General features: G+C 65.4%; 20 protein-coding genes and 1 pseudogene. 3 read left to right on the top strand and 18 right to left on the bottom strand.

The features are described 5' to 3' along the window. From F8237_RS34945 to F8237_RS34910, 7 genes and pseudogenes are all read right to left on the bottom strand, one after another. Nucleotides 1-1,827 carry a site-specific integrase gene (locus tag F8237_RS34945; protein WP_052506852.1) on the bottom strand — a complete coding sequence of 609 codons (1,827 nt, stop codon included), beginning with the start codon at nt 1,825-1,827 and terminating at the stop codon, nt 1-3. Continuing rightward, the gene (locus F8237_RS34940; RefSeq protein ID WP_043854945.1) at nt 1,814-2,974 is read right to left on the bottom strand and encodes a tyrosine-type recombinase/integrase; all 1,161 of its coding nucleotides are present in this window, start codon (nt 2,972-2,974) and stop codon (nt 1,814-1,816) included. The genes F8237_RS34945 and F8237_RS34940 overlap by 14 nt, the downstream gene beginning before the upstream one ends. A 1,048-nt stretch (nt 2,975-4,022) precedes the next feature. Beyond that, nucleotides 4,023-4,237, bottom strand: a pseudogene (locus F8237_RS34930) (zincin-like metallopeptidase domain-containing protein); the annotation flags it as partial. A 103-nt stretch (nt 4,238-4,340) separates the two neighbouring features. Next, nucleotides 4,341-6,602, bottom strand: coding sequence for a bifunctional organomercurial lyase/mercury(II) reductase MerBA (merBA, locus tag F8237_RS34925; RefSeq protein WP_002718999.1), 2,262 nt, complete (start codon nt 6,600-6,602; stop codon nt 4,341-4,343). After that, a complete protein-coding gene (locus F8237_RS34920; protein ID WP_002718998.1) occupies nt 6,599-6,814 on the bottom strand; it encodes a hypothetical protein in 216 nt (71 codons plus the stop codon). Before F8237_RS34920 ends, merBA begins: the two co-directional genes overlap by 4 nt. Before the next feature lie 31 nt (nt 6,815-6,845). Continuing rightward, nucleotides 6,846-7,139 carry a heavy-metal-associated domain-containing protein gene (locus F8237_RS34915; protein ID WP_002718997.1) on the bottom strand — a complete coding sequence of 98 codons (294 nt, stop codon included), beginning with the start codon at nt 7,137-7,139 and terminating at the stop codon, nt 6,846-6,848. 21 nt (nt 7,140-7,160) lie between these two features. Next, the gene (locus F8237_RS34910; protein ID WP_040308436.1) at nt 7,161-7,586 is read right to left on the bottom strand and encodes a mercuric transporter MerT family protein; all 426 of its coding nucleotides are present in this window, start codon (nt 7,584-7,586) and stop codon (nt 7,161-7,163) included. Between the two features lie 82 nt (nt 7,587-7,668). Here F8237_RS34910 and F8237_RS34905 point away from each other — a divergent pair, with 82 nt between their 5' ends. After that, nucleotides 7,669-8,097, top strand: a complete 429-nt coding sequence (locus tag F8237_RS34905) for a MerR family transcriptional regulator (RefSeq protein WP_002718995.1) — start codon at nt 7,669-7,671, stop codon at nt 8,095-8,097. Nucleotides 8,098-8,140: 43 nt separating this feature from the next. On the opposite strand, the gene F8237_RS34900 is transcribed toward F8237_RS34905, so the two are convergent. The 6 genes from F8237_RS34900 to F8237_RS34875 form a co-directional block, all read right to left on the bottom strand. Continuing rightward, the gene (locus tag F8237_RS34900) at nt 8,141-9,073 is read right to left on the bottom strand and encodes an ArdC family protein (protein WP_002718994.1); all 933 of its coding nucleotides are present in this window, start codon (nt 9,071-9,073) and stop codon (nt 8,141-8,143) included. A gap of 640 nt (nt 9,074-9,713) precedes the next feature. Further along, nucleotides 9,714-10,301, bottom strand: coding sequence for a hypothetical protein (locus F8237_RS34895; protein ID WP_002718993.1), 588 nt, complete (start codon nt 10,299-10,301; stop codon nt 9,714-9,716). A 397-nt stretch (nt 10,302-10,698) separates the two neighbouring features. Continuing rightward, nucleotides 10,699-11,112 (bottom strand): hypothetical protein, encoded by a 414-nt coding sequence (locus tag F8237_RS34890; RefSeq protein WP_002718992.1) that lies wholly within the window; start codon nt 11,110-11,112, stop codon nt 10,699-10,701. Beyond that, nucleotides 11,109-12,002, bottom strand: a complete 894-nt coding sequence (locus F8237_RS34885; RefSeq protein ID WP_002718991.1) for a DUF7007 domain-containing protein — start codon at nt 12,000-12,002, stop codon at nt 11,109-11,111. The genes F8237_RS34890 and F8237_RS34885 overlap by 4 nt, the downstream gene beginning before the upstream one ends. Continuing rightward, nucleotides 11,999-12,466, bottom strand: a complete 468-nt coding sequence (locus F8237_RS34880; protein ID WP_002718990.1) for a hypothetical protein — start codon at nt 12,464-12,466, stop codon at nt 11,999-12,001. The genes F8237_RS34885 and F8237_RS34880 overlap by 4 nt, the downstream gene beginning before the upstream one ends. Nucleotides 12,467-12,555: 89 nt before the next feature. Continuing rightward, nucleotides 12,556-14,241, bottom strand: coding sequence for a ParB/RepB/Spo0J family partition protein (locus tag F8237_RS34875; protein ID WP_002718989.1), 1,686 nt, complete (start codon nt 14,239-14,241; stop codon nt 12,556-12,558). Nucleotides 14,242-14,557: 316 nt separating this feature from the next. Between F8237_RS34875 and F8237_RS34865 the strand changes: the two genes are divergently transcribed. Both F8237_RS34865 and F8237_RS34860 read left to right on the top strand, forming a co-directional pair. After that, nucleotides 14,558-14,908, top strand: coding sequence for an antitoxin Xre/MbcA/ParS toxin-binding domain-containing protein (locus F8237_RS34865; protein WP_002718988.1), 351 nt, complete (start codon nt 14,558-14,560; stop codon nt 14,906-14,908). A 2-nt stretch (nt 14,909-14,910) separates the two neighbouring features. Continuing rightward, nucleotides 14,911-15,414, top strand: a complete 504-nt coding sequence (locus F8237_RS34860) for an RES family NAD+ phosphorylase (protein WP_002718987.1) — start codon at nt 14,911-14,913, stop codon at nt 15,412-15,414. A gap of 5 nt (nt 15,415-15,419) precedes the next feature. On the opposite strand, the gene F8237_RS34855 is transcribed toward F8237_RS34860, so the two are convergent. From F8237_RS34855 to F8237_RS34835, 5 genes are all read right to left on the bottom strand, one after another. Further along, nucleotides 15,420-20,516 carry a DEAD/DEAH box helicase family protein gene (locus F8237_RS34855; RefSeq protein WP_002718986.1) on the bottom strand — a complete coding sequence of 1,699 codons (5,097 nt, stop codon included), beginning with the start codon at nt 20,514-20,516 and terminating at the stop codon, nt 15,420-15,422. A gap of 167 nt (nt 20,517-20,683) precedes the next feature. Next, on the bottom strand, nt 20,684-21,289 hold the full coding sequence (locus F8237_RS34850; protein WP_002718985.1) for a DUF1419 domain-containing protein: 606 nt from the start codon (nt 21,287-21,289) through the stop codon (nt 20,684-20,686). 108 nt (nt 21,290-21,397) lie between these two features. Then, nucleotides 21,398-22,234, bottom strand: a complete 837-nt coding sequence (locus tag F8237_RS34845; protein ID WP_002718984.1) for a hypothetical protein — start codon at nt 22,232-22,234, stop codon at nt 21,398-21,400. Nucleotides 22,235-22,308: 74 nt separating this feature from the next. Beyond that, complete coding sequence (locus F8237_RS34840; RefSeq protein ID WP_002718983.1) at nt 22,309-22,701, bottom strand: hypothetical protein; 393 nt, start codon at nt 22,699-22,701, stop codon at nt 22,309-22,311. 132 nt (nt 22,702-22,833) lie between these two features. Beyond that, nucleotides 22,834-23,760 (bottom strand): DUF3991 and toprim domain-containing protein, encoded by a 927-nt coding sequence (locus F8237_RS34835; protein WP_040308433.1) that lies wholly within the window; start codon nt 23,758-23,760, stop codon nt 22,834-22,836. Nucleotides 23,761-24,127: the final 367 nt, after the last annotated feature.

The raw sequence follows: 24,127 nt of genomic DNA, 5'->3' as shown, positions 1-24,127 counted from the left end.
TTACTCCAGCTCCGGCAGGGCGGGCATGTCGTTGGCAAGCGCACGCGCGGCCTCATGCATCGCAGCCGGGAAATCCGGAAGGATGTCCTGGGTGAGAATCCGCCACGACGGCGCGTAGAGGAGATTCCACCGTTGGGGGTCGAGCCGGTTGCGGGCTTGTTCGAACCGATCGATGGCGGCGAGGATACGCGCCAGATGTTCAGGGTCGATCGGGATCACGAGACCGGGACACGCAAGGCATCCGCCAAAATGCGGGCACAGGCGCTCGGCGCCATCTCGACCAGGAATGACCGGCGCGAGACAATCATGGGCGAAGGAAGCGGTGCCACGACGTTGGCCAAGCCGCAACGGCGCGCCTATAGGCTTGTCCCCGCGCACCCATGCGATCATCAGGTCTTGCAAGCGAGCGATCGTCTGGCGCTGTAAGCGTGTCGTCTCCTCGCTCTTGAGATACGTCTCGGTCGTCGCGGCGTTGGCGTGATTGAGGATCGATTGGGCCACGAGAATATCGCCGCCGGAGGCGCGATAGTGTTCGGTTGCGACAGTGCCGCGAAACAAAGCGGGCGCAAAGCCGGCGATCCGGGAACGCGTGCTGTCGGGATGTGCCGCGTTCCACTCATCGATGCGATGGTTGGCGCGCTTCGTGAATCGGAGGATAGCGCGCCTGAGGACGGAATGCTCGACCACCTCCGTGCGGCTACGAAGCGAATGGCGGGTGGACTCGGTATAGATGCTGCGCGTCAGAAATAGCCGATCCTGCTGCATGGGCGAAGCATCTGCAACAAGCGGTTCAGTCAGGGCCAGCATCATCGCGATCAGGTTCGGCGCGGCGTATCGTCGACGCCGATCGAACGAGCGGCGCTGCGCCTTCTGGAGACGCGCATTGGTCTTGGCCTTGTTCCAGTCGATGATCACGCGATGCTCGTCGAGCGGATGCGGGATGAGACAGTCGCGACGGATATGACGCAGCGGATCGGGATTGGCGGCGGTCTGGATGGCGATCGCCAGAAAGAACGGAACGAGCGTATCGGTAGTGATGTGAAAATACTGCGTGATGGTGCGATAGCCGCCCCAAGACTTGACGAGCGTGGCGGACTTGATCCCGTGTTCTTCGAGAACAGCCCTGTCGGGCATGCGACCGTCCTCGATGCGGCTGATCCGCCAAATCCATCGATCGAGCCCCTGACCGCGCAGTATCTTGGGCGGAAGCTCGGTGCGCCGGATGACATCCTGCCCATGTTGAAACCGGGCCCAGACCTCGTCGATCTCCTCGTAGCAGGCGCTGAGGATCGCCTTGATCTGATCGGACGGCAGCCGCCGGCGCGGTTGCTGATGCATTCGCCTGCCGGGAAAGGGATTCCAGGGAATCTCAAGATCGCGTGCGAGCGTTCCAGGTCGATTGCGCTGGCACCATGCGAGGAGCGGCCGAAATGTATTGAAGGCCGTGGCATGCGCACCGCGCGGCGCGCGGGAGGTCGACTGCGCCTTGAGCCAGAGCACGTAGCGGCCGAGCGCGGCGGTATCGACATCAGCCGCCGTCTTAATCGTCTCATCGTCGACAACGTAGCGGGCAAAGCGGAGGATCGCTGCCCAGGTCGTTCGGCGGGTCGTGGGCCTTTGGCCGACGCCATGCTCTCGGAAAGCCTGGACCATGAGCCCGCGCAGGTCGGCAGGCAGGCCGGAAAGCTGCTCGGGGTCGAACCGTTGGATTGGCCGACCTCCGGCATCGGTGAATATGACCTTATCGGTGATGAGGTCAGTTGCCGCATTGTCCGGCGCCGCAACCGTGATGCGCCGATTGATCGACTTCCTTTTACGCGCGGCCATGAGGCACCAACTCGCCGTAAAGATAGGCCAGGCTCTCGGCGAGCGTGTCGGCATGAAGTTCGACGCAGCGCAGATAGATTGCCGTTGACTGAATCGAGGCGTGTCCGAGCAGGACCTGCACAATCTTCAGCGGATTGAGATCTGGTGTTGTCGCCGCCTGCTTCTGCAGGCGCACGAGCATGGTCATCGCAAATGTATGGCGCAACCAATGGCCCGATCCTGTCAGCCCTGCCGCCTGAAAGGCCGTGCTGAACGCAGCGGAGAACCTCGCTCTCGACACGGGATCGCCGTTGCTGTTGAGGAACAGCGCTGATGACGGCCGATAACCGGGGCGGGTTCTGCGTCGGAGCTTCACCAGCGCCGCACGCTGTTCTCCTGCATACCAGTGGGTTCGGTCGATCAGCCGCAGCGGCGGATAGACGGTGCGCGGCCGGTCGCCCTTGGTCACGGTCAGCGGCATTCCGACGAGTGGGTCCACGTCGATGTCCACGTGAGCAACATCCGGCACCTGATGGAGCTGCAAGCCGCATAGTTCCTTGCGGCGCATGCCCGTGGCCAAAGCCCATTCGGCGATCAGGTCATAGGGCGACGAAAGATGCTGAAAAAGCGATTGGAGTTGATCGACGCGCAGCGGTCGCGGCAGACGTTCAACCTCCGAAACCGTCAGAGTGTTCGCCATCACGGTCGCAGGCCGATGATGCAAATGCGCCAGCATGCCCTGACGACGCACTGAGCGGAGCGACACCTCAACGTAGTCGAAGGGCAATGCTTCGATCAGACCGCGTCGATGCGCCCATGTATAAAAGCGGCAGACCGTCCGGATACGATCGTTCACGGTGGACCGGGCATAAGGTCGCCCGGTATGAGGGCTCGGCGTTGCCAGCATCCGATTCCGGTAGCCGGCGATCGTTCCCTCATCGGCGAGGCGCCAGTCCAGCTCGCTCTGCTCCAGGCTGTCGAACCAGTCATGCAGGTGCTCGCTATACGTCCTCAGCGTCTCCATCGCATGCGAGCGGCCGGGAATGGTGGCGAGTTCGATCAGGTAGCCGAAGGCAGGTTCGACAATCGACATCTGCGCGTCGAGCAAGATGGGGAAGCCTGCCGGAATCCCTTCAACACCGGGCACTGCCCGTACAATCGAAACCATCCTGCTCTCCGGTGACGAAGCACCCGGAGGTGCAAGAGGACATCGACATCGCCCAAGTGCTTACCGTGTCGATGAAACTGACAGATGACAGCACGCGAATAAAAGATACACGGAGCGCCTTCGGCGCGAGTCTTCCTTGAGATGCGAGGGGTTCCCCTCGCGCTCTCCCGTTCGCCACGTGGCAGAGGTGCAGGACTTCGCCTGCACCCCTTCAAATAGCTTGTCGTGTCGCCGCCGCGTCAAGCGTTGTCCTCGCTACGCTGCGGGAACGCTTGACTCGGACGTCTGCGTGCCAGGCTCTCAGGCAATGCCGCTAAAGGACACTTCTCAGCACATGACCTAAGCCGTTGCCGTTCACGGTGAAGTTGCCGATGGTAGCCATGTTCGTGTCCTCTTTGGTTTCTCGGGCCGCGACCATCGCGACCTCGATGGCTGTCGTTGACCGGAGGCGATCGGACCGCACCCGAAGGGCCGCCATGCAGTAGAGGGCGGCCAGGGCGAGGCTTTCTTGTCTCGCGAGGAATGGGCGCGCAGCGGCCAGGGGAAGAAAGCCGAGAACGGCCGTTGCGGTCTTGTGATCGAGGCGGAGCGCAGCGACGACGGCCTTCGGTTAGACATGCCAAATCGAGGACGCATTGGGCGCGTCAGGCCAAACGACGGGGATACGACTGAGCGACCGGCACGCCACGCTGCACGACGGCGGTACAGGGCGCGTTTGTGAGAGAGACTCGCACGCACCGCGTAGGCTTGTCTCCGGTCCAGCGGCCTCGACGGCAACCCGGGCGTCGCGTGATGACATCAGGCTCGGCCGCTGCAGGAAGGGCGTTGGCCCAAGGAGAGACCGGCATCTCGGACAGCCAGGCTCACCCGCCCGGCGCATCTGGCCTATGCGGCTCGATCAGGCGATGGACAAGCACCGCCATCCCGGTCGCCGGCCATTTCGCATGATGATGCACGCAAGAAAGGCCAGCCGCGAGGCGGGGCCTTCATCTTGTCGCGAAAGGTGAATTATGAAGCGCAGGGCATCCAAGCCGCGGATGGGTGCGCCTCATGCCGCTTGGTCGATCTCGGCCGACTTGGGCTGAAGCTCGTGCAGGTAGATCGCCGCGCGTTGCGCGTGCGCGGCCGCCGAGAAGATGTAATGCTTGTCGTTGGACAGTGCCTCCAAGCCACGATGCAAGGTAGCTCGCGCGATCCGCGCGCGGCTTGAGCTCGGGCACGATTGCCGAGGTCGGCGCTGAGGAAACACGCGCCAAGCTCGGCGCGTTATCTGAACAGCCAAGCTGTCTCAGTCGAACTCGCGCGCTGAAAGGCCGGATTTTCCCGAGCTTCCGACGGATGCACGTTCGTGAGACAGATCTTGTGCTTAACCAGCGCAGCAGGACAGCTTGGCGACATCCTTGCCGAACGACAGCGCCGCGAGCTTCAGGCCCTCGACGGTGGTGAGATACGGAAAGATCGTATCCGCGAGGTCCTCGACGGTAAGGCCCTGCCGGATCGCAAGCGCCGCAGTCTGGATGCTGTCAGCCCCTTCCGGCGCGAGGATATGCGCGCCGAGCAGCCGGCCGCTGCCGGCGTCTGCCACGAGCTTGATCAGCCCGCGGGTGTCACGAGCGGCGAGTGCGCGTGGTACTTGGTCGAGACCGATCGTCGATACGCGAATCGCGTGTCCGGCCGCGCGCGCGGCGGCCTCCGTCAGCCCGACGCTCGCCACCTGTGGATCTGAGAACACGATGGCGGGCATGGCGCTGTTGTCATAGCGCAGGCTGTCGCCGTTAAGAGCATTCTTGGCGGCGAGCTTGGCGCCGTAGGCGGCCATATAGACGAACTGGTCGCGGCCGGTGACGTCGCCGGCGGCATAGATGCCGGCCCCGGTGGTACGCATGCGGTCGTCGACGACGATGCCGCCCTTCGGCGAGACGGCGATCCCGTGTTCGGTGAGCCCAAGGCCTTCGATGTTGGGCGCGCGCCCGGTGGTGATCAGCACCTGATGGGCGTCAATCGTGGTGTTCTGTCCGTCGCGCGAAATATCGAGCGCAATGCCGTTCTCGGTCTTGCGGATCGCACGGTAGGCGATGCCGGAGATCACGGAGATCCCTTCGTCCTGGAAATATCCCGTCAGCGCCGCGCCGATCTCGGGCTCGGCCTCGGGGAGCAGACGAGACCGGCACACCAGCGTCACCTTGACGCCCGCGCGGGCGAACATCTGGGCGAGCTCCGCCCCGATATAGCCGCCGCCGATGACGAGCAACGATCGTGGTAGCTCCTCACGATCAAGCGCGGTCGTGCTGGTGAGATACGGCACGGCTTCGATGCCGGGGATGGCGGGTATCGCCGGCCGCGCGCCGGTCGCGATGATGATCTTGCCGGCGGGAATGCGCGCGCCGTCCACCTCGACACCACCTTCTATGAGGCGCGCCGCTCCTTCGCGATAAGCAATGCCGTTATAGGCGGGCAGCAGATTCGTGTACTTGGCATGGCGCAGTTCGGAAACGAGGATGTCCTTCTGACGAACGGTGCTGCGCCAGTCGGTCAGTTCGGCCTCCGCCGCGAGGCCGGCAAAACGTGCTGCTACGCGCGCATTGTGAAGCGTCTCGGCGGCTCGGATCAGAGTCTTCGACGGCACACAGCCGATATTGACGCAAGTGCCGCCGATGGTGCCGCTGCCGATGAGCGCCACCTGCGCGCCCTGATCGGCAGCTGCGATGGAGGCCGAGAAGCCGGCCGAGCCGGCGCCGATGACGACGAGATCGTAGGCGCCGCCATTGCGACAGTTCGTGCGAAAGCGGTCCACCACGACAGCGCGCTTCGATGTCGAGCCGACCGACCACTGTGCCGCCGTATCGAGGCCGGCGAGGCTCGGCCCGAACAGAGCGCGGCCAGCCTCGAGCCCTTCCTCGACCGACAGCCGAAATCCGGCCTCGTCCGCGGCCTGTTCACGGCGCCAGGCGGAGAGATGGTCGTCCGAACAGAAGAAGGCGGTCGTCGCGCACAGCGAGTTCGCAGCACACGCGCCTTCGTAGCGAACGCTTTGCCACACGACAGCGGTCCGCGGCTCGATCTGCGCCAGCGCCCGCCCTTGGTCCCGCGTGGCGATCCGGATTTGCGCACCGCAATGGCGGCAGCGCGATGCAATCGTGATATCGCGATCAGTCATGGCGCCAATGCCGAGTGCGTCGACCGCACACATTGCGTTGAGAACACGCCCGTCGAGTGTGACCCGGTAGCCCGCGTCCCTATCGGTGAAGGGATAGGAACCGACGATCCGCTCGCCGTCGAGCACGACCAGGTCGCGACGGCGGAGCTCTTCAAGCAGTGTCCGGACGGACGTCTCGTTCAATCCCGCTCGCTCCGCAAGCGCGCCCGTGGTCGGGGTTCGTCCATCTTCGGAGTAGAGTTCGAGCAGCGCAACGCGAACCCGATCCGTGGCGGGATCGTAGCCACTCCAGCGATCGAACACATGGTCGGACCCGACCATCGCTTGCAGCGCATCCTTGACCGCTGGTGATTTAACCACAGACCAATCCGGAAACGTCACGCCCGGCCGCACGGCGTAGCTCGGCAGTGTCTCGGGCGTAAGAATGACAGCCTCGATTCGCGACGAGGAGGAGGCACAACAATCGTTCATGGCTTCACGCCTTCCTTGTGAATCGTCGTCTCGCAATGGGCGGCCTCTGCGTGGCGACGATGGATCCAGGCGATGAGGCCGAAGCTCGCAGCCATCAGCGGAAGCACTACAAGGCCCTTACCGGCTAGCCACGCGCCAAGGCCCACAAAGGACAGGCTGACGGCAAGGAGCGGCGCGGCGCAGCGGATCGCGACCAGGACTGCACCGGCCATGCCTATACGGCTTGTAGTGCGGTCACTCATCTTAGCTGCCCCGCTGCCTCAGATGGGCTGGATAGCCCGCGTTCGTGCTAGCGGCCGCGATGGCGTCCGGGTTCGTCTTCGCGTCGTCGAAGGTCACGGTCGCCGTCTTTGCCTCGAAGGAGACGGTCACGTTCGCTACGCCCGGGACCACCGCCATCGAGGTCTTCACAATGTAAGGGCACGAGGCGCAGGTCATGTTGTCGACAGCGAAGGTGATCGTGCGTTCTCCGGCGAATGCGGTCGACGCCGTCATCATCGAGGCGATCAGGGTGAGTGCGCTCAAATATTTGTTCATTGGACGGGTCTCCTTTTGGTCTCAGGCGCCAAGCAGCAGCGGGGCGATGTAGTCGAAGGCGAAGGCGGCGATCACAAGTGCGGTTGCGATCCAGAGCGCGAGCTGGACGAGACGGTTGGAAATGGGGCGCGCGCAAGCGGCGCCCTCAGCGCAGACTCGCCGCGGCTTCCAGTAGACGAGATAGAAGCCGTAACCGAGAAGGCCTGCGGTTCCGGCGACGAAGATCGGTTTGTAGGGTGCAAGCGCTGTCAGATTGCCAATCCAGGCACCACCGATACCGACACTGAACAGGATCAGCGGCACGATGCAGCAGGACGAGGCGGCGAGCGCCCCGAAGATACCGCCAACGGCGATCAGACGCTGCCGTCCAACCTCCCTGCCTTCGGGCGCGGAGGGATCCGCCGCACGAGGCGCCATGCTTGCCGTTCCGGATCGCGATGCGACCATGTCCACTCTCTTCCTTGTCGAAATCCTAAGCGTGCCGTAGCATGCGGTCTGTAGTCGCTACAGGGTCAAGAAGGATTTTGCGATGCGCGATCACGCCGGGGTGAAGGGGCTGCAGCGGGCGGAACTCGCCCAGCGAACGGGCTGCAATCTGGAGACGGTGCGTTATTACGAGAAGGTCGGCCTTCTGCCCGAACCGCCGCGCACAACGAGCGGCTACCGCAGCTACGACACGTCGCATGAGCGGCACCTTCGCTTCGTGTTACGGGCGCGCGAGCTCGGCTTCTCCCTTGATGAAATCCGTGAGCTGCTGCGTCTCGTCGACGAGCGCAACCAGCCCTGTGCCGAGGCGCGCGCGGTCGCCGCTGCACACCTTGAGGACGTGCAGGCGAAGATTGTCGATCTGAAGCGCATGGAGCGGGTGCTCAAGAAGGTTGTCGCGCAATGTGCTGACGGCACGTTGCCGGAATGTCCGCTGATCGAGACGCTGTTCCGGGAGGGTGCGGTCAGCTGATCGCACCCGGTGGATTCTTTGAAACGGTCCGCTGAGGGGGCGCCTATGCGGCGCCCCTGACGTCGTGCCCATGAGCATTGGCTTGCAGGGCGTGCATCCAGTCGGTGATCTCTTGTGCCTTGCTCGCCGCGGTGAAGATGGCGCGCTTGTCGGAGCGCAGCACTTCGAGCCAGGAGGCGATGTAGCGGGCGTGGTCGGGTCGTGGCTCAACACTGAGGTTGAGGTCGGCGCAGATCATGGCGCTGAGAAGTTCGACCGTGCATTCTTCCATGGCGTAGGCGGCCGAGCCGAATCGTCCGGACAGATCGCGGTCGAGGCGATGTTTGGCGCCGGAAGCGTGACCGCATTCGTGGAGCAACACGGCGTAGTAGGCAATCGCATCCCGGAAGCAGGCGAAGTCCGGCATCTGCACGCAGTCCTTCGATGGGATGTAGCAGGCCTGCGATCCGCCGTGGCGAATATCGATGCCGAGGGCGGCGCAGAAGCGCTCCGCGTGTTCGATCCGCTCGACCTCGGGAAGCACCGGCAGCTCGGGCGGTGTGTAGCCGTCGACCTGAGCGGCATTGAAGACGATATAGCCGCGAGCAAACAGGCGCCGTGCGGGCTCGTGATGATTGTCGTCGCCATCCTGACGGTCTGTGTCGCTGCTGCGATCCGTCGTCTTCCAGAACACGACGAGGTGGCCGCGCTCGCCCTTGCGGACCTGCGCGCCGAACTCCTGCCATTGGCGATAAGTGCCCCAGATGCCGGCGGCATAACTGGACGCCTGCGCCGCAGCCCAGAGCGAGAGGATGTTGACGCCGCGATAGGCCTTGCGAGAGGCGACGTTGACGGGCGTGGTGATGGCCGATCCGTCGTGATGCCAAGGCATCCGGTACTTGCCGGCGCCAGCCTCAATGGCGGCGATGATCTGGTTGGTGACGCGCTCGTAGATATCGTTGCCGGTCTGGGCTTGGCTGCTGCGATCTGTGGTCATTGGTGCCTCCTGTGCTCGCCCTCTCCGTCGAGGGCGAAGTGGCAGGGGCAGATGCGGCGAGCCGGGCCGTCACACCCTGTTGACGGTCGCTGGTGCGGAACAGGGTTGACGGGCCGGCAGCGTCTGCCACAACCGAGCCCCTGCCTCGACGGGCGAGCACAGGAGACGTCGGCCATGACCGATTGCCGCAGAACTGGCCGGCGGTGAGATCTTGCGTGGCTCTCAGCCAGCGCCGTCTCGCGGCGAGCGCCGCAGCGGAACGACCTTGGCCTCATTCGATCGCACCAGTTCATCCTGGCCGGCAATCACCTCGTCACGCTCGGCAACCTCAACGTCAGCACCTGGATGTGTTGCGCGAGCGCGCGGGTCACCATCGATCAGAGGTGGGGTCAGCCAAGACGTTTGCGTTCGTTGTCACGCGTAATGGCCGCGCGCTGCAGCGGCAACAGGCGCAGGCGAGCAGGGCTTCGCCCTCCGCGATCGAAGTTTGCCAAGGCGCGCGACGACGCTCTATTCCGATTCATTCCTGTTTGCTCTTTCTTGCCGTCCCGCCGAGCGACATGACAAAAGGCCGGTCCCGAAGGACCGGCCGGCATCGGACGGTGAAGAAGATGGCGGGGCCGAAGCCCCGTCGGCGGCGTCAACCGAACGCCGCCATCTGAACCTCGGCCGCCTTGCGGCTGACGGTCTCGCCGGGTTGTTCGGGCTGGCGCTCGAACGGCTTCCAGCTCTCCCCGACGATGTGCTCGTAGGCGGCGACGGCGCCTTCCGCCGCCATGCGCAGTGCGTGCGCCTGGATGCTAACCTCGGCCGCGAATTCGCGCTTGCGCTGGGCCGCGGATTCGAACCCGACGGGTCCGTCGAGGTCCTCGTCGCGCGTGTCGTTGGCGAGCTTCGCTGTTGCCTGTCGCGCCTCGGTGACGGCGCGGCTGTAGAACTGGCCGGCGCCGTGCGCTGAGCCGACATAGGAGCCGACGATGCGTTGCAGGTGGATCTGCATGGCGCGTTCGTTGAGGCCTTCGTGGAGGGCATCGGCGGTCTCGGTGATGAACCGTTGGTGGAGATCGCGGATGCCGTCGCTGTCGAGGACGGGGAGGCCGAAGCTCTCGGCGATGCGGGTGGCCTGGGCGGCGTCCGGGCAAACGAGCCGGACCATTTCGACGGTGGTGCCGCGGCGCAGCGGGACGATGCGGGCGCTGGTGCGGGGTGCGCGAGCGGTTTTGGTCATGGTGAAGTCCTTTCCTGGGTTTCGCCGTCGGGTTCGATCCGGCCCCTGCCGGCTCCCCCTTCGGGTGCGGTCGCCCAGCGCCGCCGAGACGAGGGCCGCTTCAAGGTCCGGGGACCGCCAGGCGAGCGAGGTCCGGTTGCGGACAAGCGGGGTTCCAGCCTGCTGGAGCCCTGCGCCGGACGCGGCCGGACCTTGGCGAGATCGGCGGAAACCGGTCGCTTGCGACTTGGCCTTGAAGCGGACCGCCGGGGGCGCAGACCAGCAAACCCGAAGGGAGAGCCGACAGGGTGCGGGCCGGGTTGGCGATGCCGGAAAGATTCGCCCTGCCAGACCGCCGTCGCCGCGCCATGCTCGAGACGTTGGCTCAAAGCGCGCCGCGAGTTCAGGCACGGTCCTATTATGCCGCCGCGCCCTGCCGCTTTCCCGGGCGACACTCGGCTGGGCTGCGACAGTCGTGCGGGCGATCCGCATCTTGCGGGTTGTCACGAGCCTGACCGGACGCCGAAGCGTATCGGGCCCGCAACGCTTCGATCGCGGCATCCTGCCGGGCGAGCTTGCGCGAGAGGGTGTCGATCTCCGGCTGGCGCTCAGCCGTGATCGCCGCAAGGTTCGAACGGTAGCGCTCAAGGAACGCTGTCGAGTCGGGCGGCTTGCCGCGATGGTATCCGGACCGCTTGCGACCGAGCTGTGGAATCAGCGCCGTCATGCGACGGATGATCTGCCTGTCGATCATGTCGAGCTGGCGCTGCGTCTGGCGGCGCGCTTCCTCCATGCGTGAAAGCTGAGCAAGGCGTTGGGGAACGGCCGTCATGGCGACGTCCTCCCCTGCCAGGCGATGAAGCTCGACGGCCCGGAATAGACCGCGTGGCGGGTCTCATCGACGACGAAACCGAAGCGACCGATCCGGTACTCGTCGGATGGGACGAGAAAGCGTCGCTCCTCGGTGCCGGCGCCACGTCGGCCGCCCGGCGTGGCGACGACCTCGACGAAATCGGGGTGCTGGTCCGACGTGATCGCCGACGCGACGATCCAATCATCGGCGTGCTCCTGCTCGAAGGCACGCCGATCCTTCTCGCGGGACTCGCAGGGGCGAAGCACAGTGCCGAAGATCACCTCCCAGGCATCGGGCCAGCTATCCTTGATCGTGCGCTCCGCGCAGCGTCGCTCGTAGCTGGTGAACAGATGCGGGAAAGTGACCGCCACGATCGCCCAGCCCTCGTCTTCTTCATACCAGCCGCCCCGCGCGCGCAGCATCGAATGGACGCTGCGGTTGCGCGCGGCCGCGAGATGAAAGCCGCCATGACCTGCGGGCGAATGGCAGACGACGCCTTCTGCGTAGATGGTCGCGTGCTGGGAGCGGCCCCACGGCGTACTCGCCGTGGAACTGATCTCGCGGCGGCTCAGCGCGCGATTCTCGCGCTGATGCTCGGCGTTTTCCGCGATTTTGGCGCGGAAGGCCGCCTCGTCGGCGAGCTCGCCGGCGTGACCGTAAAAGTCGGATCGCTTCCACTCGGCCATCGGGTGGCCGATGCGCCACCCGGTGGCGAGATAGTGCCGGCCGTCGCGCACCGGCAGCATGGCGAAGGCGGTGTCGGCGACGCGAGCGACGAGAATACCGTCAGCCGCGCGGCCGAACTCGATCTGCGGAAATGCGATCGCGGATTCCGCGATCATCGTGGTGGAGGGAGCGGGCGTGCTCATGTGGCCGTCCTCCCTTGGAGGGCGGCTTCGTCCGCCGAGATCGCGCGCAGGACCGCGTTCGGATAGCCGTGCCGCGTCAGCCATTCTTCGGCGTCGGCGCGGTGACTTCCGAGATAGACCAGCTCGGCATCGTCGCCGGGCCGATCGAGCACGCGCACCGCGCCGACTTTCGGGCATTCTGTCACGACGAAGGTCAGGTCGCTGTCGACCGAGAAGGTGCGGTGGACGCGAAGCACCACGACACCGCCACCGCCGTAGTCGCCGGCATGCAGCGTGATGCTCGCGCTGATGACAGTGTTACCGACACGGCGTTCTGCCTGCTTGCGGATTAGGCGGCCGCTGCTGTTGCGGTGTTCCCAGGCCGCGAGCTTCTTGCGATGCCGCTCCGGCGGCCGCGGTATGCCGTCGGAAAACCGGATGATCGCCCCGAGCGGGGCGAGGTCGTAGATCGACTGTGCGGACATGACGTCCTCCTGTTCGTGGGAGTGGAAACGAAACCGCCGCCGGCTGAGCCGGCGGCGGGATGTCATTCGGATCGTTGGGTGGGGGCGGACTATTCCGCCGCCTCCGGGAAGGCCTCGGCGTCCGAAGCGTCGTCGCCATCGCCGTCCGCGGCTTCCGGGTCCTCGACCTGGTCGTCGGCCTCGTCCTCTTCGGCGACGGCGTTCGTCGCCAGCCAGGACGACACGGCGGCCTTGTCCGGAGCGAACAGCGCGGCCGCAGGCACGAAGCGGCCTTCCTTGAAGTGCTCGACCAAGGCCGTGCGGGTGTCCTTCACTTTCTGGCGGGGAAGAACCGGCGTGTCCTTGCACGAGCCTTCGAGCGCGGTGCGCGACAGGCACGACAAGAAGTCGTCGGTGCCCATGTTCGGCAGGAAGTTGTCCGCACCGACCACGTCACCGGCGACGCGGGCGACGATGCCGCTGTCGGTGCGGTTCTCCCGGCACGAAAGAACCTCGGCGAGGATCGAGCGCGCCGCGACGCGCAGCGTATCCATATCGAGGACGAGCTTGCCGTCCTGATCGAACAGCGTCACGGCATGGCGGGCGATGCGCCGGTTGCCGTAATAGGTCCCGCCGCTGCCGGAATCGACGGAAACGTTCTGGCCGGCGAAGGCGAGGATCAACAGCGCGATCAGCGTCTCGTCCTCGATCGGCGCGCGAGCCAGCGCCTCGTGCAGGGCGTCCGTCCGGAAGTCGCCGATCATCTCGAGGCCCTTGCGCGTCACGTCCGGACGCGGCTTCGAGACGGCGGCGGTCTCATCCGCAGTGTCAGTGCCGGCAGACCCGTCCTTGCCCTTCGGCTTCTTCGCCGCGGGCATGCGGTAATGCACGCTCTGCACCCGGCCGTCGCGGTCGAGATACATCGCCGTGCAATCCGACTTCGACGGCTTGCCGTAGACGCGCTCCGCCTTCGGCGGCAGCTTGACCTCGCCCCAATTCGTCGTCTCGGCGATGATGCCCTTCTTCGGCAGGTTGGCGGTCATCCACTCCTGCTGCGCGCCGAGGAACGCCTCGACATCCGTGGTGTAGCGGCTGTCCTCGTCCGCCGGCGCGAACAGGTCCTCGACCCACTGGATACCATAGGCCTGGGCAAGCTCGTCGCCGAAGCTGGCATGACGCGCGTACATGCGGGCCTTGGTCAGAGCCTGCGCCACGCTAAACCACGACACCTGCGGATCCGCCTTGGAGGGCTTGTGCTTCTTCCAGACCTCCTTCTGCTCATCGAGCGAGGCGGACGCGATGGTGCGGAGCTGCCGCTCGTCGGGCATGTCGCCCTTGACCATGTGATCGAGCATGACGGGCAGCACATTGGCGAGCAGACGGAGCTTCCTGATCAGCCGGACCGGCAGGGCCAGCGCAACGCCGATTGCTTCCTCGGTCCAGCCGAGCGCGACGAGGCGTTCGATCGCACGCCACTGGTCGACGGGATTGAGCGCTTCGCGGGCGATGTTCTCGATCATCGAGCGCATGGCGCCGTTGTCGTTGGCGGCCTCCTCGACGAGCACGTCGATCTCCTCGAGGCCGGCGGCGATCGCCTGCTTCACACGGCGATGACCGGCATTGATGACGTAGCCGTTGCCGCCGCCAGTCTCAGGCGTGATGACGGGCGGCTGGACGATGCCGACGGCCTTGATCGTCGCCAGCAGCAGGGCGTCGGCCTGCGGCGTCGACTTCGTCTGGCGCATACGGTCCGGATTCTCCTTCAGCGCACGCGGATCGACCTTGATGAGATGCATGGGATTTCTCCTGTTCGGGGTTTGCGGACCGCGCATCGCGCGTCCTTCGTCTTCTTTCCGAAGACACCCCCCGGGCCGCGGAGCGGTCGGGCCGGAACAACTGCGGCCGAGCATCCCGCCTGGCCGGACCAGCAGGGCTTGCGAGCCCTGCGCAGGACGACGGGCCGGGATCGCGCAGGCGGCGGTTGAGCGTCAGCGCTGCCGGGCTGGCCGATCTGCGAGCGGGTTCCCTCTCCCCCAGCTTTCTTCTTGAACTCCGCTACTCTTGACGCTATATTGCGTCATAATAATTGGCATCGAGAAGGAAGTTTGAGCGATGGGTCTCGCCCAATATGCGGATAACGGCGTCTTCGCGCCGCGCAGAATTGCGGAAGCTTTCCGGACGACGAGCGAGGAGATCGCTCGCACAGCTGGATTGGGCAAGGACGCGATCCAGCGTAAGGATCGGGTTCGATCGGACAAAACCCAGCGGCGTCTGCGCGAAATGATCGAGGTCATCAACAAGGTTGAGTCGCGCTTTGGTACGGCGCTAATGGCTTATGCGTGGTACCGCTCCGAGCCATTGTCCGGTTTCTCGGGCCAGACCGCGATGCAGCTCGTGCGCTGCGGTCGGGCCGACGACGTACTCGACTATATTGATGCAGTCGACGCCGGCGTGCACGCCTGACCGTGCCACTCCGCTACGAAGGAAAACTCTATCGGGCATTGAACCCAATCTATGCACGCGAGCCGCTGTCGGGACTTGGCGCTGAGCTCTACGGTGGTCGGTTCAATCCAAAAGGCGTGCCAGCGCTTTATTCTTCACTGTCCATAATGACTGCGCTGAGGGAAGCCAACCAGGTCGGCAACCTGCAACCGACGACACTCGTCTCCTATGACGCGGAGATCGAAAATATCTTCGATACCCAAGACGAGGCCGCACTCATGGCTGAGGGGGTGGACGCCGCCACGCTCGCAGACGCGACGTGGCGTGATCAGATGAAAGCGAACGGAGAGGCGAAGACACAGGCCTTTGCAAGGCGACTTATCACCGCCGGATTTAACGGTCTGCTAGTCAAAAGCTTTGCGACAGGCGCGAGCGCAACGGATCTAAACCTCGTGCTCTGGCGATGGAGCGGCAACGCCCCGGCCCGTCTCGTCCTGATCGACGACGAGAACCGGTTGTCGCGATAGAACGCTTACGCCGCGATCCAATCGTTGCGACTTTCTCTATCATTCGCAAGGTCAGCTTGCACCTCCGCCAACTGGCGGCGCTTCTCGGCGAGCTCCGCGGCGAACGCGAAATCGCCGTCCTCGCGCGACCGGTAGGAGGCAAGTCGGCGATGCGCGTCGGCGAGACGCTGGCGATAGCGCTCCCGCTCACCCTCGAAATCATCGAGCGCATGCTCGAGGCGGGAGATCGCGCCGAGCGGCGTCACGGTGACGGGCAACTCGATCTCAACCTCGGCGCCGGTGCGGATCAGGGCGGTGCTGTACCGGTAACCGTCGCGGCAGAAGCGCTCGCCGGTATAGTCGAGGTCAAAGCCGCCGATCACGGCAATGGTGCTCTCGCCCTCCTGCTGAAGCTGCACCAGGGTCAGGATTTCCTTCATCAGCGCGCGGCCAGCCTCCTTGCGCTCGAGATGGCGCTTGCCGGCGATGCTCGCGGCGAAGGCATCGCCCGTTGTGGGAACGCGGCGCTCGATATCCTCGCCGACTTCCGCGATCCGCCGCGTCGCGAACTCGATGTCGCGCTCGGCGTCGCGGATCTGCCGGCGAACCGCGTGCTGGTCGTCGATATGCGCGGCGCGCAGGCGCTCGAACCGGGCGATGTCGGCCTCTAACCCGGCCTTCTGCATCAGCCGCTGGTCACCGCTGGCGATCGCCTTGGCCATGGCGAACTGGTTGGCCTGGCCTTCGCCGAGATCCTCGAGCCGGCGGATCGACGTGTCGCCCGAGAGCGCGGCGGCGATGAAGCGGGCCTTGCGCTCATTGTTCTGCCACATGCTGGCGTCGAGCGAGCCCTCGGTGGCATAGGCGAAGATGTCGATGACGTCGTGCTGATTGCCCTGCCGCTCGATCCGGCCCTCGCGCTGCGCGATCTGCGACGGCAGCCACGGCACATCGAGGTGATGGAGCGCCTTCAGCCGAAGCTGTGCGTTGACGCCGGTGCCCATCGTGTCGGACGAGCCGATGAGGAAGCGGACCTTGCCGGCGCGCACATCGCCGAACAGGCGCTGCTTGGCCTCGGACTTCTTGAAGTCCTGCATGAAGGCGATCTCGGACGCCGGCACGCCGAGGCGGATGAGCTCGTCTCTGATCCAGCGATAGGCCGAGAAGCCGCGTGTCTTCTCGACGTTGATGGTGCCGAGATCGGAGAATATCATCTGCGCGGCGCCGGGCAGCTCGTAAGGCTTGCCGTCGGCGCGCACGTAGCTGTTCGCCGACGTCTCCTGCCAGATGCGCAGGGCGTTGGCGACGAGCAGGTTCAGCTTGTTGTCCGGCTCGTTGTCGTTGTCCGGATCGACCAGACGCAGGTCGATCGCGGCATGGCGGCCGTCGGTGATGACGGAGAGCAGGATGTCGTCGCCCGGTTGCGGCGGCCCATCGCGCATCTCGATCGCCTTGATCCGCGCGTCGAGAACAAGCTGGTAGCGCTTGAAGGCGGACGTCGGCTTCGCGGTGAAAATCTGCCGCTTTCCGGTCGAGATCGCCGGAATTTTGACGCACTCGCGCAGGTCCTCCGGTATCACCACGTCGGCGAAAGAGCGGAACATGGCGATCAATTCGGGGACGTTGACGAAGGTCGCGAACCGCGTGACCGGCTTGTACTTGCCGTTGGGCTGGAGCTCGAGCTCGGTCGAGACATCGCCGAAGGTCGAGGCCCAGGCGTCGAACTCGTGCAGGCCGCGATCCAGAAGCGCCGCGTAGCCGAGGTAGCGTTGGACTGAGAACATCTCGCCGAGCGTGTTGGTGATCGGCGTGCCGGAGGCGAGGACGAGTGCGCGGCCCGGGTTCTTCGTCTCGATGAAGCGGGCCTTTACGTAAAGGTCCCAGGCGCGCTGCGAACCATTGGGATCGACGCCCTTCAACGTCGACATGTTGGTGGCGAAGGAGAGTTTTCTGAACTCCTGCGCCTCGTCGACGATGATCTGGTCAACGCCGATTTCCGAGATCGTCAGCAGATCGTCCTTGCGGGTGGCGAGCGCTTCGAGCCGCTCCTTCAATCCCTCCTTCAGCCGTTCGAGCCGCTTGCGCGAGACGCGGTCGTCGCCTTCCACCTTGGTCAGCAACGTCTCATAAAGCTCCAGCTCGTCCTGGATCATCTGCTGTTCGAACGCCGACGGAACGCCGACGAACCGGAACGCCGAGTGCGTGATGATGATCGCGTCCCAGCTGGCGGTCGCCGAGCGCGACAGGAAGCGATGCCGCTTGTCCTTGGTGAAATTCGTCTCGTCGGCGACGAGGATCCGGGCGCCCGGATAGAGCGCCAGGAATTCGCGCGCCGCCTGCGCCAGACAATGACCGGGCACGACGAGCATCGCCTTGGCGATCAGGCCGAGCCGGCGTTGCTCCATGATGGCGGCGGCCATCGTCATCGTCTTGCCGGCGCCGACGGCGTGGGCGAGATAGGTCGCGCCCGAGGCGATGATGCGCCAGATGCCGCGCTTCTGATGCCCGTAGAGGACAAAGGCGCCTGAGGCGCCGGGCAGCTTCAGATGCGAGCCCTCGAAGGCGCGGGGCACGATGTTGTTGAAGCGGTCGTTATAGACCCGCGCCAGGCGATCGGTCCGGTCAGGATCGGACCAGATCCAGGTCTGGAAGGCAGTCTTGATCTTTTGCAGCTTCTCCTTCGCCGCTTCGGTGTCGACGACGTTGAGAACGCGGCGCTCGCTGTCGCCGTCCTTGATGGTGTCGAAGATCTGCGGCACCGCGGAATTGAGCGCATCCGACAGAAGTTGCCCGGCGTGCCGTCGCTCGGTGCCCCATTCCGACGTGCCGGCGGCCATCCAGCCGAGCTGGCGGGCCTCGACAGTCCACGACGCCAATTCCGGCATGTGATGGATCTTGATCTCCGCGCCCATCGTCTCGTGAACGAAGGCGATGATGTCCGCGGCGGGAATCCACGGTGCGCCGAGGCGCGCGGTGATGTCGGATGGCCGCAGATCGGCGGGCTGCACGCCCTGCAACGCCGTGACGTTGCGCGCATAGGCGGGGTCGAGCGCGGCGGCAGCTTCAGCCGCCACGAGCTTGGAGCGAACCGCGCCGGAGAGATAGGCATCGGCCGTCTGCCACGCGCCGTCGGTCGGATCACGGAAGATGGCGCTGCCGAGTTCGGCGATGACGTCGTCCGCATCGCGATGCAGGAGTTCGGCGATATGGTCGGGATCGACACGGCCCCGCTCGTTGAGCACGACGGCGAGCGCATCGGCAGCGCTGGTGATGAGGGGCGACGCGGGCGGGGCGATCACCCGTTCGGTGAAGATCGGGCCCGGCTTCGCCGTGTCGGTTTCGAGATCGTAGTCTTCGATCGAAGCGACGAGCCAGCAATCGGGATCGTCGAGGAATGGCTGCAGGTTGGGCCGGCGATGCGTTTCGCGCACTCCGCCGGTTTCTGCGTCTTCGCTCGTCGAGACGACGGTGCTGTTGATCGGCCCGAAGGCGCGGACGAAGTTCGACCAGGCGATGCGTAAGCGGACCTGCGCGTCCTTCCACGGCCGGTCAAACTCCTGGCACTTCAGCACCTCGCGAACCGCGTCGCGGATCGGGATCAGCTTCTGAATGATCCGGACGTGTTTCTCCGGAACGCCGTCGGCGCTGCGGCCCTTGCGCACCGTGATGGCGGCGGGCTCGCCATCAAGGATCTGCATCAGGCCGCGGGCCTTGTCGAAGAAAAAGCTGCCCTCCCGCACATGGCGATCGGCATTCACATGGACGGATGCCTCGTGGTCTACTTCCTCCACGTCGAACTCGATCGGCTCGGGCTCGCCGTTATAGATGCCGTCCGGAAGGCGGGTAATCGCCTCGTCCAGCGCGAGGCGGAGATCCTCGCTGGGTTTTGGAAGACAGGTGTAGGTCTCGCCGAACGGGCCGGCGGTCAGCGCATGCATCCCGAGCACAAGCCCGCGATGGCGCGTGAACCAGCGGTTGACGCGAATGGCGCCCTCGTCCTCGGTTGCCGGACGCACCTCCTCGAGGTCGAGCCAGGACAGATCGCCTTCCGGCTCGCCGGGCTTGCGCCGGCGGAAGAACAGGATGTCGATGACGACGTCGGTGCCGGCATCGGCGCGAAAGCTGCCTTCCGGCAGACGGATCGCACTGACGAGATCGGCGTGCTGCGCGATGAGCTCGCGCGCCGCCCCGTCGGCCTTGTCCATGGTGCCGTGCGACGTGACGAAGGCGGCCAGCGCCCCCGGCTTCAGCAGGTTGATCGCCTTGACGATGAAATAATCATGGAGGCGAAGCCTGAGCGAACGCAGCGCGCGGTCCGATCGCACGGTGCGATCGGAGAAAGGCGGATTGCCGATCGCCAGATCGAAGCGTGGCGGCAGCTCGGTGCGCGCGAAATCGCTGCTGACGATGCGCGCGCGCGGCTGCAACAGACGCGCGATGCGGGCGGTGACCGGATCGAGCTCGACGCCGGTCACGTGCGAGACCTCGCGCAAATCCTCGGGCATCAGCGCCGGAAACAGACCCGTGCCGATGCCGGGCTCGAGCACGCGGCCGCCGCGCCAGCCCAGACGCCGCACTGCAGCCCAGATCGCCCGGACGATGAACTCCGGGGTGAAATGGGCATACTGGGTGCAGCGTGCGAGCGAGGCGTAATCCGCGTCGTCGACCGCATCCTGCAGATCGGCGCCGATCTCGTCCCAGCCTTGCGCGAATTCGGTTTCGCCCGGCCGGCGGAAGACGCCATTTGCGAGCTCCGAGGCGCCAAAGCCGGTGAAACGGATGAGTTGTCGCTGCTCCTCGATCGTCGCAGACCGCTGCTCCGCATCGATCTGCGAGGCGAGCCGGACCGCCGCGATGTTGTCGCGGGCGCGCTGCTTCCAACCCTTGGCGAGGCCGCGTTCGCCGGACAGATAGAAATTGTCGCCGCGCTTGCCGGGACCGGCCGCGGGCACCCGCGCTGATATGACCGGCGGTGTCGCTAGAGCCGGCGTTGACGGTGGTAGATCGTCGTCATGGTCGTCATCGCTGCGGGAATCGGCGAACGCGGTGACGCCGAGGCCGAGGCCTGACGAGAGCGCGGTGTTGCCGAACAGATCGAGGGTGAAGGGATCGTCATGCGCCATGGGGAATGTCCTTCTGTTGGGCGCGCGCAGCTGCCCATCGGCGCGGGCTGCGACGACGGCACGGCGTTGCGGAAGTGAGAGGAGGTCCCGGCGCAACGCCGGGTGCGGAAAAAGCGAAGCCCGGCGCGTGGCCGGGCTGTTCGCAAGTCGGAGAGGGAGAGGACAGGCTAGGCCGCGATCGTCTCCGGCAAATGGCGGAGCTGGACTGGCAGTTTGGCCGCTATCTCTGCGTCGGTGAGCGCGTCGAGCAATTTCAACACGGTGCCGAACCGCCCAGCATAGACGAGCACGGTGCGGCGGCCATGCATGGACGCGGGCCAGCGCTCGCCGGCATAGCCGCGATAGTCTTCATGCGTGCTCGACCAGATGTGCTCGAGCCGCTCATCGCGAGTCATGGCGCGAACCGGCCGCGACTCGCGCTCGATGATCGCTGCCTTCATCCGTTCCGGCGAAGTCCGATCCGAGAGATCGCAATAGCCGTGAAACCAGCGTCGCCGTCCGTCGATGGCGAGCGCGAAGAAGACACTGGTGACGCTGCCAGTCATGAACTCACGCATCGCGAATAGATCGCCGCGCAGGAACAGCGGCGGCAGGATGTCGAGCATGTGATCGTGCTCGGCCTCGGCGATCTCAAACCACTCACCGGCGAAGAGATGCGCGGCGTCGCCGGCAGCCCAGGTCGGATCGCCACGATGGCGGTTGAACATGCGATACATCTCATGGCGCGTGGCGACGCCCTGGAAGATCTTGCGGATTGTCGGGAGGGTGTGCATGGCGGCTCCTTTCGGCCTGGCGAACTGAGGCGCGAGCGATCCGCCTGATCCCTCGTCACTTCAGCCCTTCATCACCCCTCCGGCGGGCCGCCTCTCCGGTCCGGCGGGTCAAGGGCCGCGGCACGCGGGCGAAGCGCACCCTTGACGCGACGGCCGGGCATGCGGCATCGCGCCTTCAATTCTTTTGCTCTCTCCCATCCTTTCCCGCTCTTCAGCGAGGCGCCGCTCGGCATTCGCGATCGCCGCAAGCGCCGCCTTGAACACGGCCGAGCCGCGCTCCTCCGCGAGATCCGTCGATGCCACGACGGCAACGCAGGCGGCGTGGATATCGTTGTCGCTGACGGCATCGGACGCGAGTTTGGTCGCGGCGCTGTCATGGGCGATGACCTCGCCGACCGTCGTTCGTACTTCGGCCTCGTCGAAGCGGAGCAGGACGTGAACGCTGGGCGCGGCCGCAGCCGCTGCCGCTTCGCGGAATCCCGCGAGCATCTCGTCGGTCGCGCCTGACCTGATCGCGTCCGCGGTGATCAAGACGGCCATGCCGCCGAAGCCGTCCGGTCGCATCTTCGAGCAGGTGAAGGCGGAAGAGACGGCGACCTCATCGAGCGTCGGGGAGCGGCGCACGATGTCCTGAAAGATCGTCGCCCAGGAGATGACGGTCAGATCGAGTTCGACATGAGTCTCGCCGGCTTCTACCTCGGCCAGCCGATCGGCGACGATGGCGATGAGGACACTGTCAACGTCGGCCGAGGCGCGATACGCGTCGCGCAGCTCCGCGACATCGAGCTCGAGGCACTCCGCCGGACTTTCCTCGGCGAAGAAATAAAGGCCGTCGCTGTCGGGTTCGGCGCTGAAGATATGAGACAGGACGAGCCGCTCAAGCTGCGTCATGTCGCTGTCGGGAATCGTCGTCTGCACGACGGTCGGAACGTAATAGCTGGCCATGTCCGGCTCCTGAAAATGCAAAAGCCCGGCAAGGCCGGGCGGGATGTGCGGAGGGAAGGATGTGCGCCGGCGGATCAGTCGGGATCGCGGGCGCCGGCGAGGATGGCCTCGGCCTTGGCGATGGCCGGCAAGGCGCGTTCGCGCCAGTAGGCGCGATCGAGCGCCTCATCGTCGCCGCTCAGCACCTTCACCAAACCGAGCAGCACCTCGAAATGATCGGCCTTGCGCTGCAGCGTTTCGCGATAGTGCGACGGCACCGGCACGGATGGACCGCTATAGGCGGTGTCACGGCCTTCCCAGGCGCCGGTCACATAGGTTTCGCCGGCAGTTTCATAGTCGCGCTTCTCGTTGTCCCAGTCGTCGTCCTCGATAGCGAGGCGGCAGGCCTTAGCGAGGCTCGCCGCCACGTAGCTGCGCTGGCGATAGACCGGCAGGCGATAGGTGGTCTCGATCGTGAAGATGGGCATGAGGGTCGTCCTTCCCTTCGGGTGTTGCAGACACCCTCGGGCCGGCCGCATCGAAGGGTCCGGCGGGTCAAGGGCCGCGGAACGCGGGCGCAGCCTCCCTTGACGCGCCGGCCGGGCGTGCGGCAGCAGGGTTCATCCGGCTGCTGCTACCGGCTCCTCCGCCAATCGGCCGACGAGGATCTTCAAATCATCATTCCAATCGCCGGCGCGCGGCCGCGACCGCGCGTAGGACGCGCCCGTCTCAGCAGCGATCACGCGCAGGCGCTCGGCATAGACATCGCCCTGCCGATTGTTGTCGGTCGCGGCGACAAGTCGGGCGTCTGCGCGCATAGCCAGACCGCGGATGGCCTCCTCGCTTGCCGGGGACCAGCCTCCGCCGGTGCTGACGAAAAGCGTGTCCGGTCGCAGAACCTGGATCGCGGCGAGGCTGATGGCGTCGATCGCGGCCTCCGTCACGCAGACCCGGGACGCGGCCGCAGGACCGAAGCGGAACAGCTCCTTCGCTCCGCCGGTGGCGAAGCCGCGCCATTGCGATCCGCGCTCTTCCCAGCCGACCAAAGCCCCGTCGACACGGCGGTGCGCCGCCCACATGCTTCCCTGCGGCCCCTCGCGGAGGAGGCCTTGTTCGACCGCGACTGCCACGATCGTGTCGGGAATGCCGCGTTCCACCGTCAGGTAGCGCCAGGCCGGCGAGCCGGGGCGCGGAATGCCGCGGCGCATCCAGCGATCGGCAATGGGGTGCAGCGTCGTGGGGCGGGGCTCGCGCTGCCACGCCGGCGGGCTCGGAACGAATCCGATAAGCGAAGCGACATGGGCGCAGGCCTGGGCGAAGCCTTGCGCCCCGAGATGCTCGGCCAAATCGAACACGTCGCCTTTCGCGGTCGACAACGGGTCGAACCAGCCGCGATCGTTGTGAATGACGATGATGATCTTTGCGTCGCGGCGGTACTTGACCGCCCGGCGCGTGCTTTCCTTCAGATCGACCTTCCAGCCGTCCTGTTGGAGCAGGGCGGCGCATCCGACCCTGGCTCGTAATTCTTCGATTTCACTTTTCTCCATGACCTTCACCGGGCGCACATCCCGCGCCACCCGGTCCTTTCTTCAGTTGACGTCCCTTCGCCCTATCGCGAAGGCACGCCACCCGCCCGCCGCGAAGCGTGCCGGATGCAAGGGCGCGCTGACAAGCCGTCCAACATGTCGGACTCCGGCCGCGGCGAAGCTTCCCTTGCGGCCGGTACGGCGCCAGCGGCAGCGGTCACCCGGCTCAATGAGCCGGGGACCACGGATCGTATTCATGCACGATGGCATCCTCTTCGCCGTCGTATTCGCTGGAAACCATGACGCCGTTATCCTGACTCTGTGTTCTGTCTTACCGCTGTGACGTTCGCAGCACACGATCAACGTTGACGACATTCCCCTTCGCTTG

Origin of the sequence: Bradyrhizobium betae (assembly GCF_008932115.1) — a bacterium.
Classification (GTDB): domain Bacteria; phylum Pseudomonadota; class Alphaproteobacteria; order Rhizobiales; family Xanthobacteraceae; genus Bradyrhizobium; species Bradyrhizobium betae.
This window is presented reverse-complemented; position numbering and strand designations above follow the sequence as displayed.

Coding starts and splice junctions, on each gene's coding strand:
- F8237_RS34885 (WP_002718991.1), bottom strand. CDS start 12,002: ATGAGCACGCCCGCTCCCTCCACCACGATGATCGCGGAATCCGCGATC.
- F8237_RS34915 (WP_002718997.1), bottom strand. CDS start 7,139: ATGAACAAATATTTGAGCGCACTCACCCTGATCGCCTCGATGATGACG.
- F8237_RS34840 (WP_002718983.1), bottom strand. CDS start 22,701: ATGCCCATCTTCACGATCGAGACCACCTATCGCCTGCCGGTCTATCGC.
- F8237_RS34865 (WP_002718988.1), top strand. CDS start 14,558: ATGGGTCTCGCCCAATATGCGGATAACGGCGTCTTCGCGCCGCGCAGA.
- F8237_RS34940 (WP_043854945.1), bottom strand. CDS start 2,974: ATGGTTTCGATTGTACGGGCAGTGCCCGGTGTTGAAGGGATTCCGGCA.
- F8237_RS34895 (WP_002718993.1), bottom strand. CDS start 10,301: ATGACCAAAACCGCTCGCGCACCCCGCACCAGCGCCCGCATCGTCCCG.
- F8237_RS34945 (WP_052506852.1), bottom strand. CDS start 1,827: ATGGCCGCGCGTAAAAGGAAGTCGATCAATCGGCGCATCACGGTTGCG.
- merBA (WP_002718999.1), bottom strand. CDS start 6,602: ATGAACGATTGTTGTGCCTCCTCCTCGTCGCGAATCGAGGCTGTCATT.
- F8237_RS34910 (WP_040308436.1), bottom strand. CDS start 7,586: ATGGTCGCATCGCGATCCGGAACGGCAAGCATGGCGCCTCGTGCGGCG.
- F8237_RS34875 (WP_002718989.1), bottom strand. CDS start 14,241: ATGCATCTCATCAAGGTCGATCCGCGTGCGCTGAAGGAGAATCCGGAC.
- F8237_RS34905 (WP_002718995.1), top strand. CDS start 7,669: ATGCGCGATCACGCCGGGGTGAAGGGGCTGCAGCGGGCGGAACTCGCC.
- F8237_RS34835 (WP_040308433.1), bottom strand. CDS start 23,760: ATGGAGAAAAGTGAAATCGAAGAATTACGAGCCAGGGTCGGATGCGCC.
- F8237_RS34890 (WP_002718992.1), bottom strand. CDS start 11,112: ATGACGGCCGTTCCCCAACGCCTTGCTCAGCTTTCACGCATGGAGGAA.
- F8237_RS34855 (WP_002718986.1), bottom strand. CDS start 20,516: ATGGCGCATGACGATCCCTTCACCCTCGATCTGTTCGGCAACACCGCG.
- F8237_RS34900 (WP_002718994.1), bottom strand. CDS start 9,073: ATGACCACAGATCGCAGCAGCCAAGCCCAGACCGGCAACGATATCTAC.
- F8237_RS34845 (WP_002718984.1), bottom strand. CDS start 22,234: ATGGCCAGCTATTACGTTCCGACCGTCGTGCAGACGACGATTCCCGAC.
- F8237_RS34880 (WP_002718990.1), bottom strand. CDS start 12,466: ATGTCCGCACAGTCGATCTACGACCTCGCCCCGCTCGGGGCGATCATC.
- F8237_RS34920 (WP_002718998.1), bottom strand. CDS start 6,814: ATGGCCGGTGCAGTCCTGGTCGCGATCCGCTGCGCCGCGCCGCTCCTT.
- F8237_RS34850 (WP_002718985.1), bottom strand. CDS start 21,289: ATGCACACCCTCCCGACAATCCGCAAGATCTTCCAGGGCGTCGCCACG.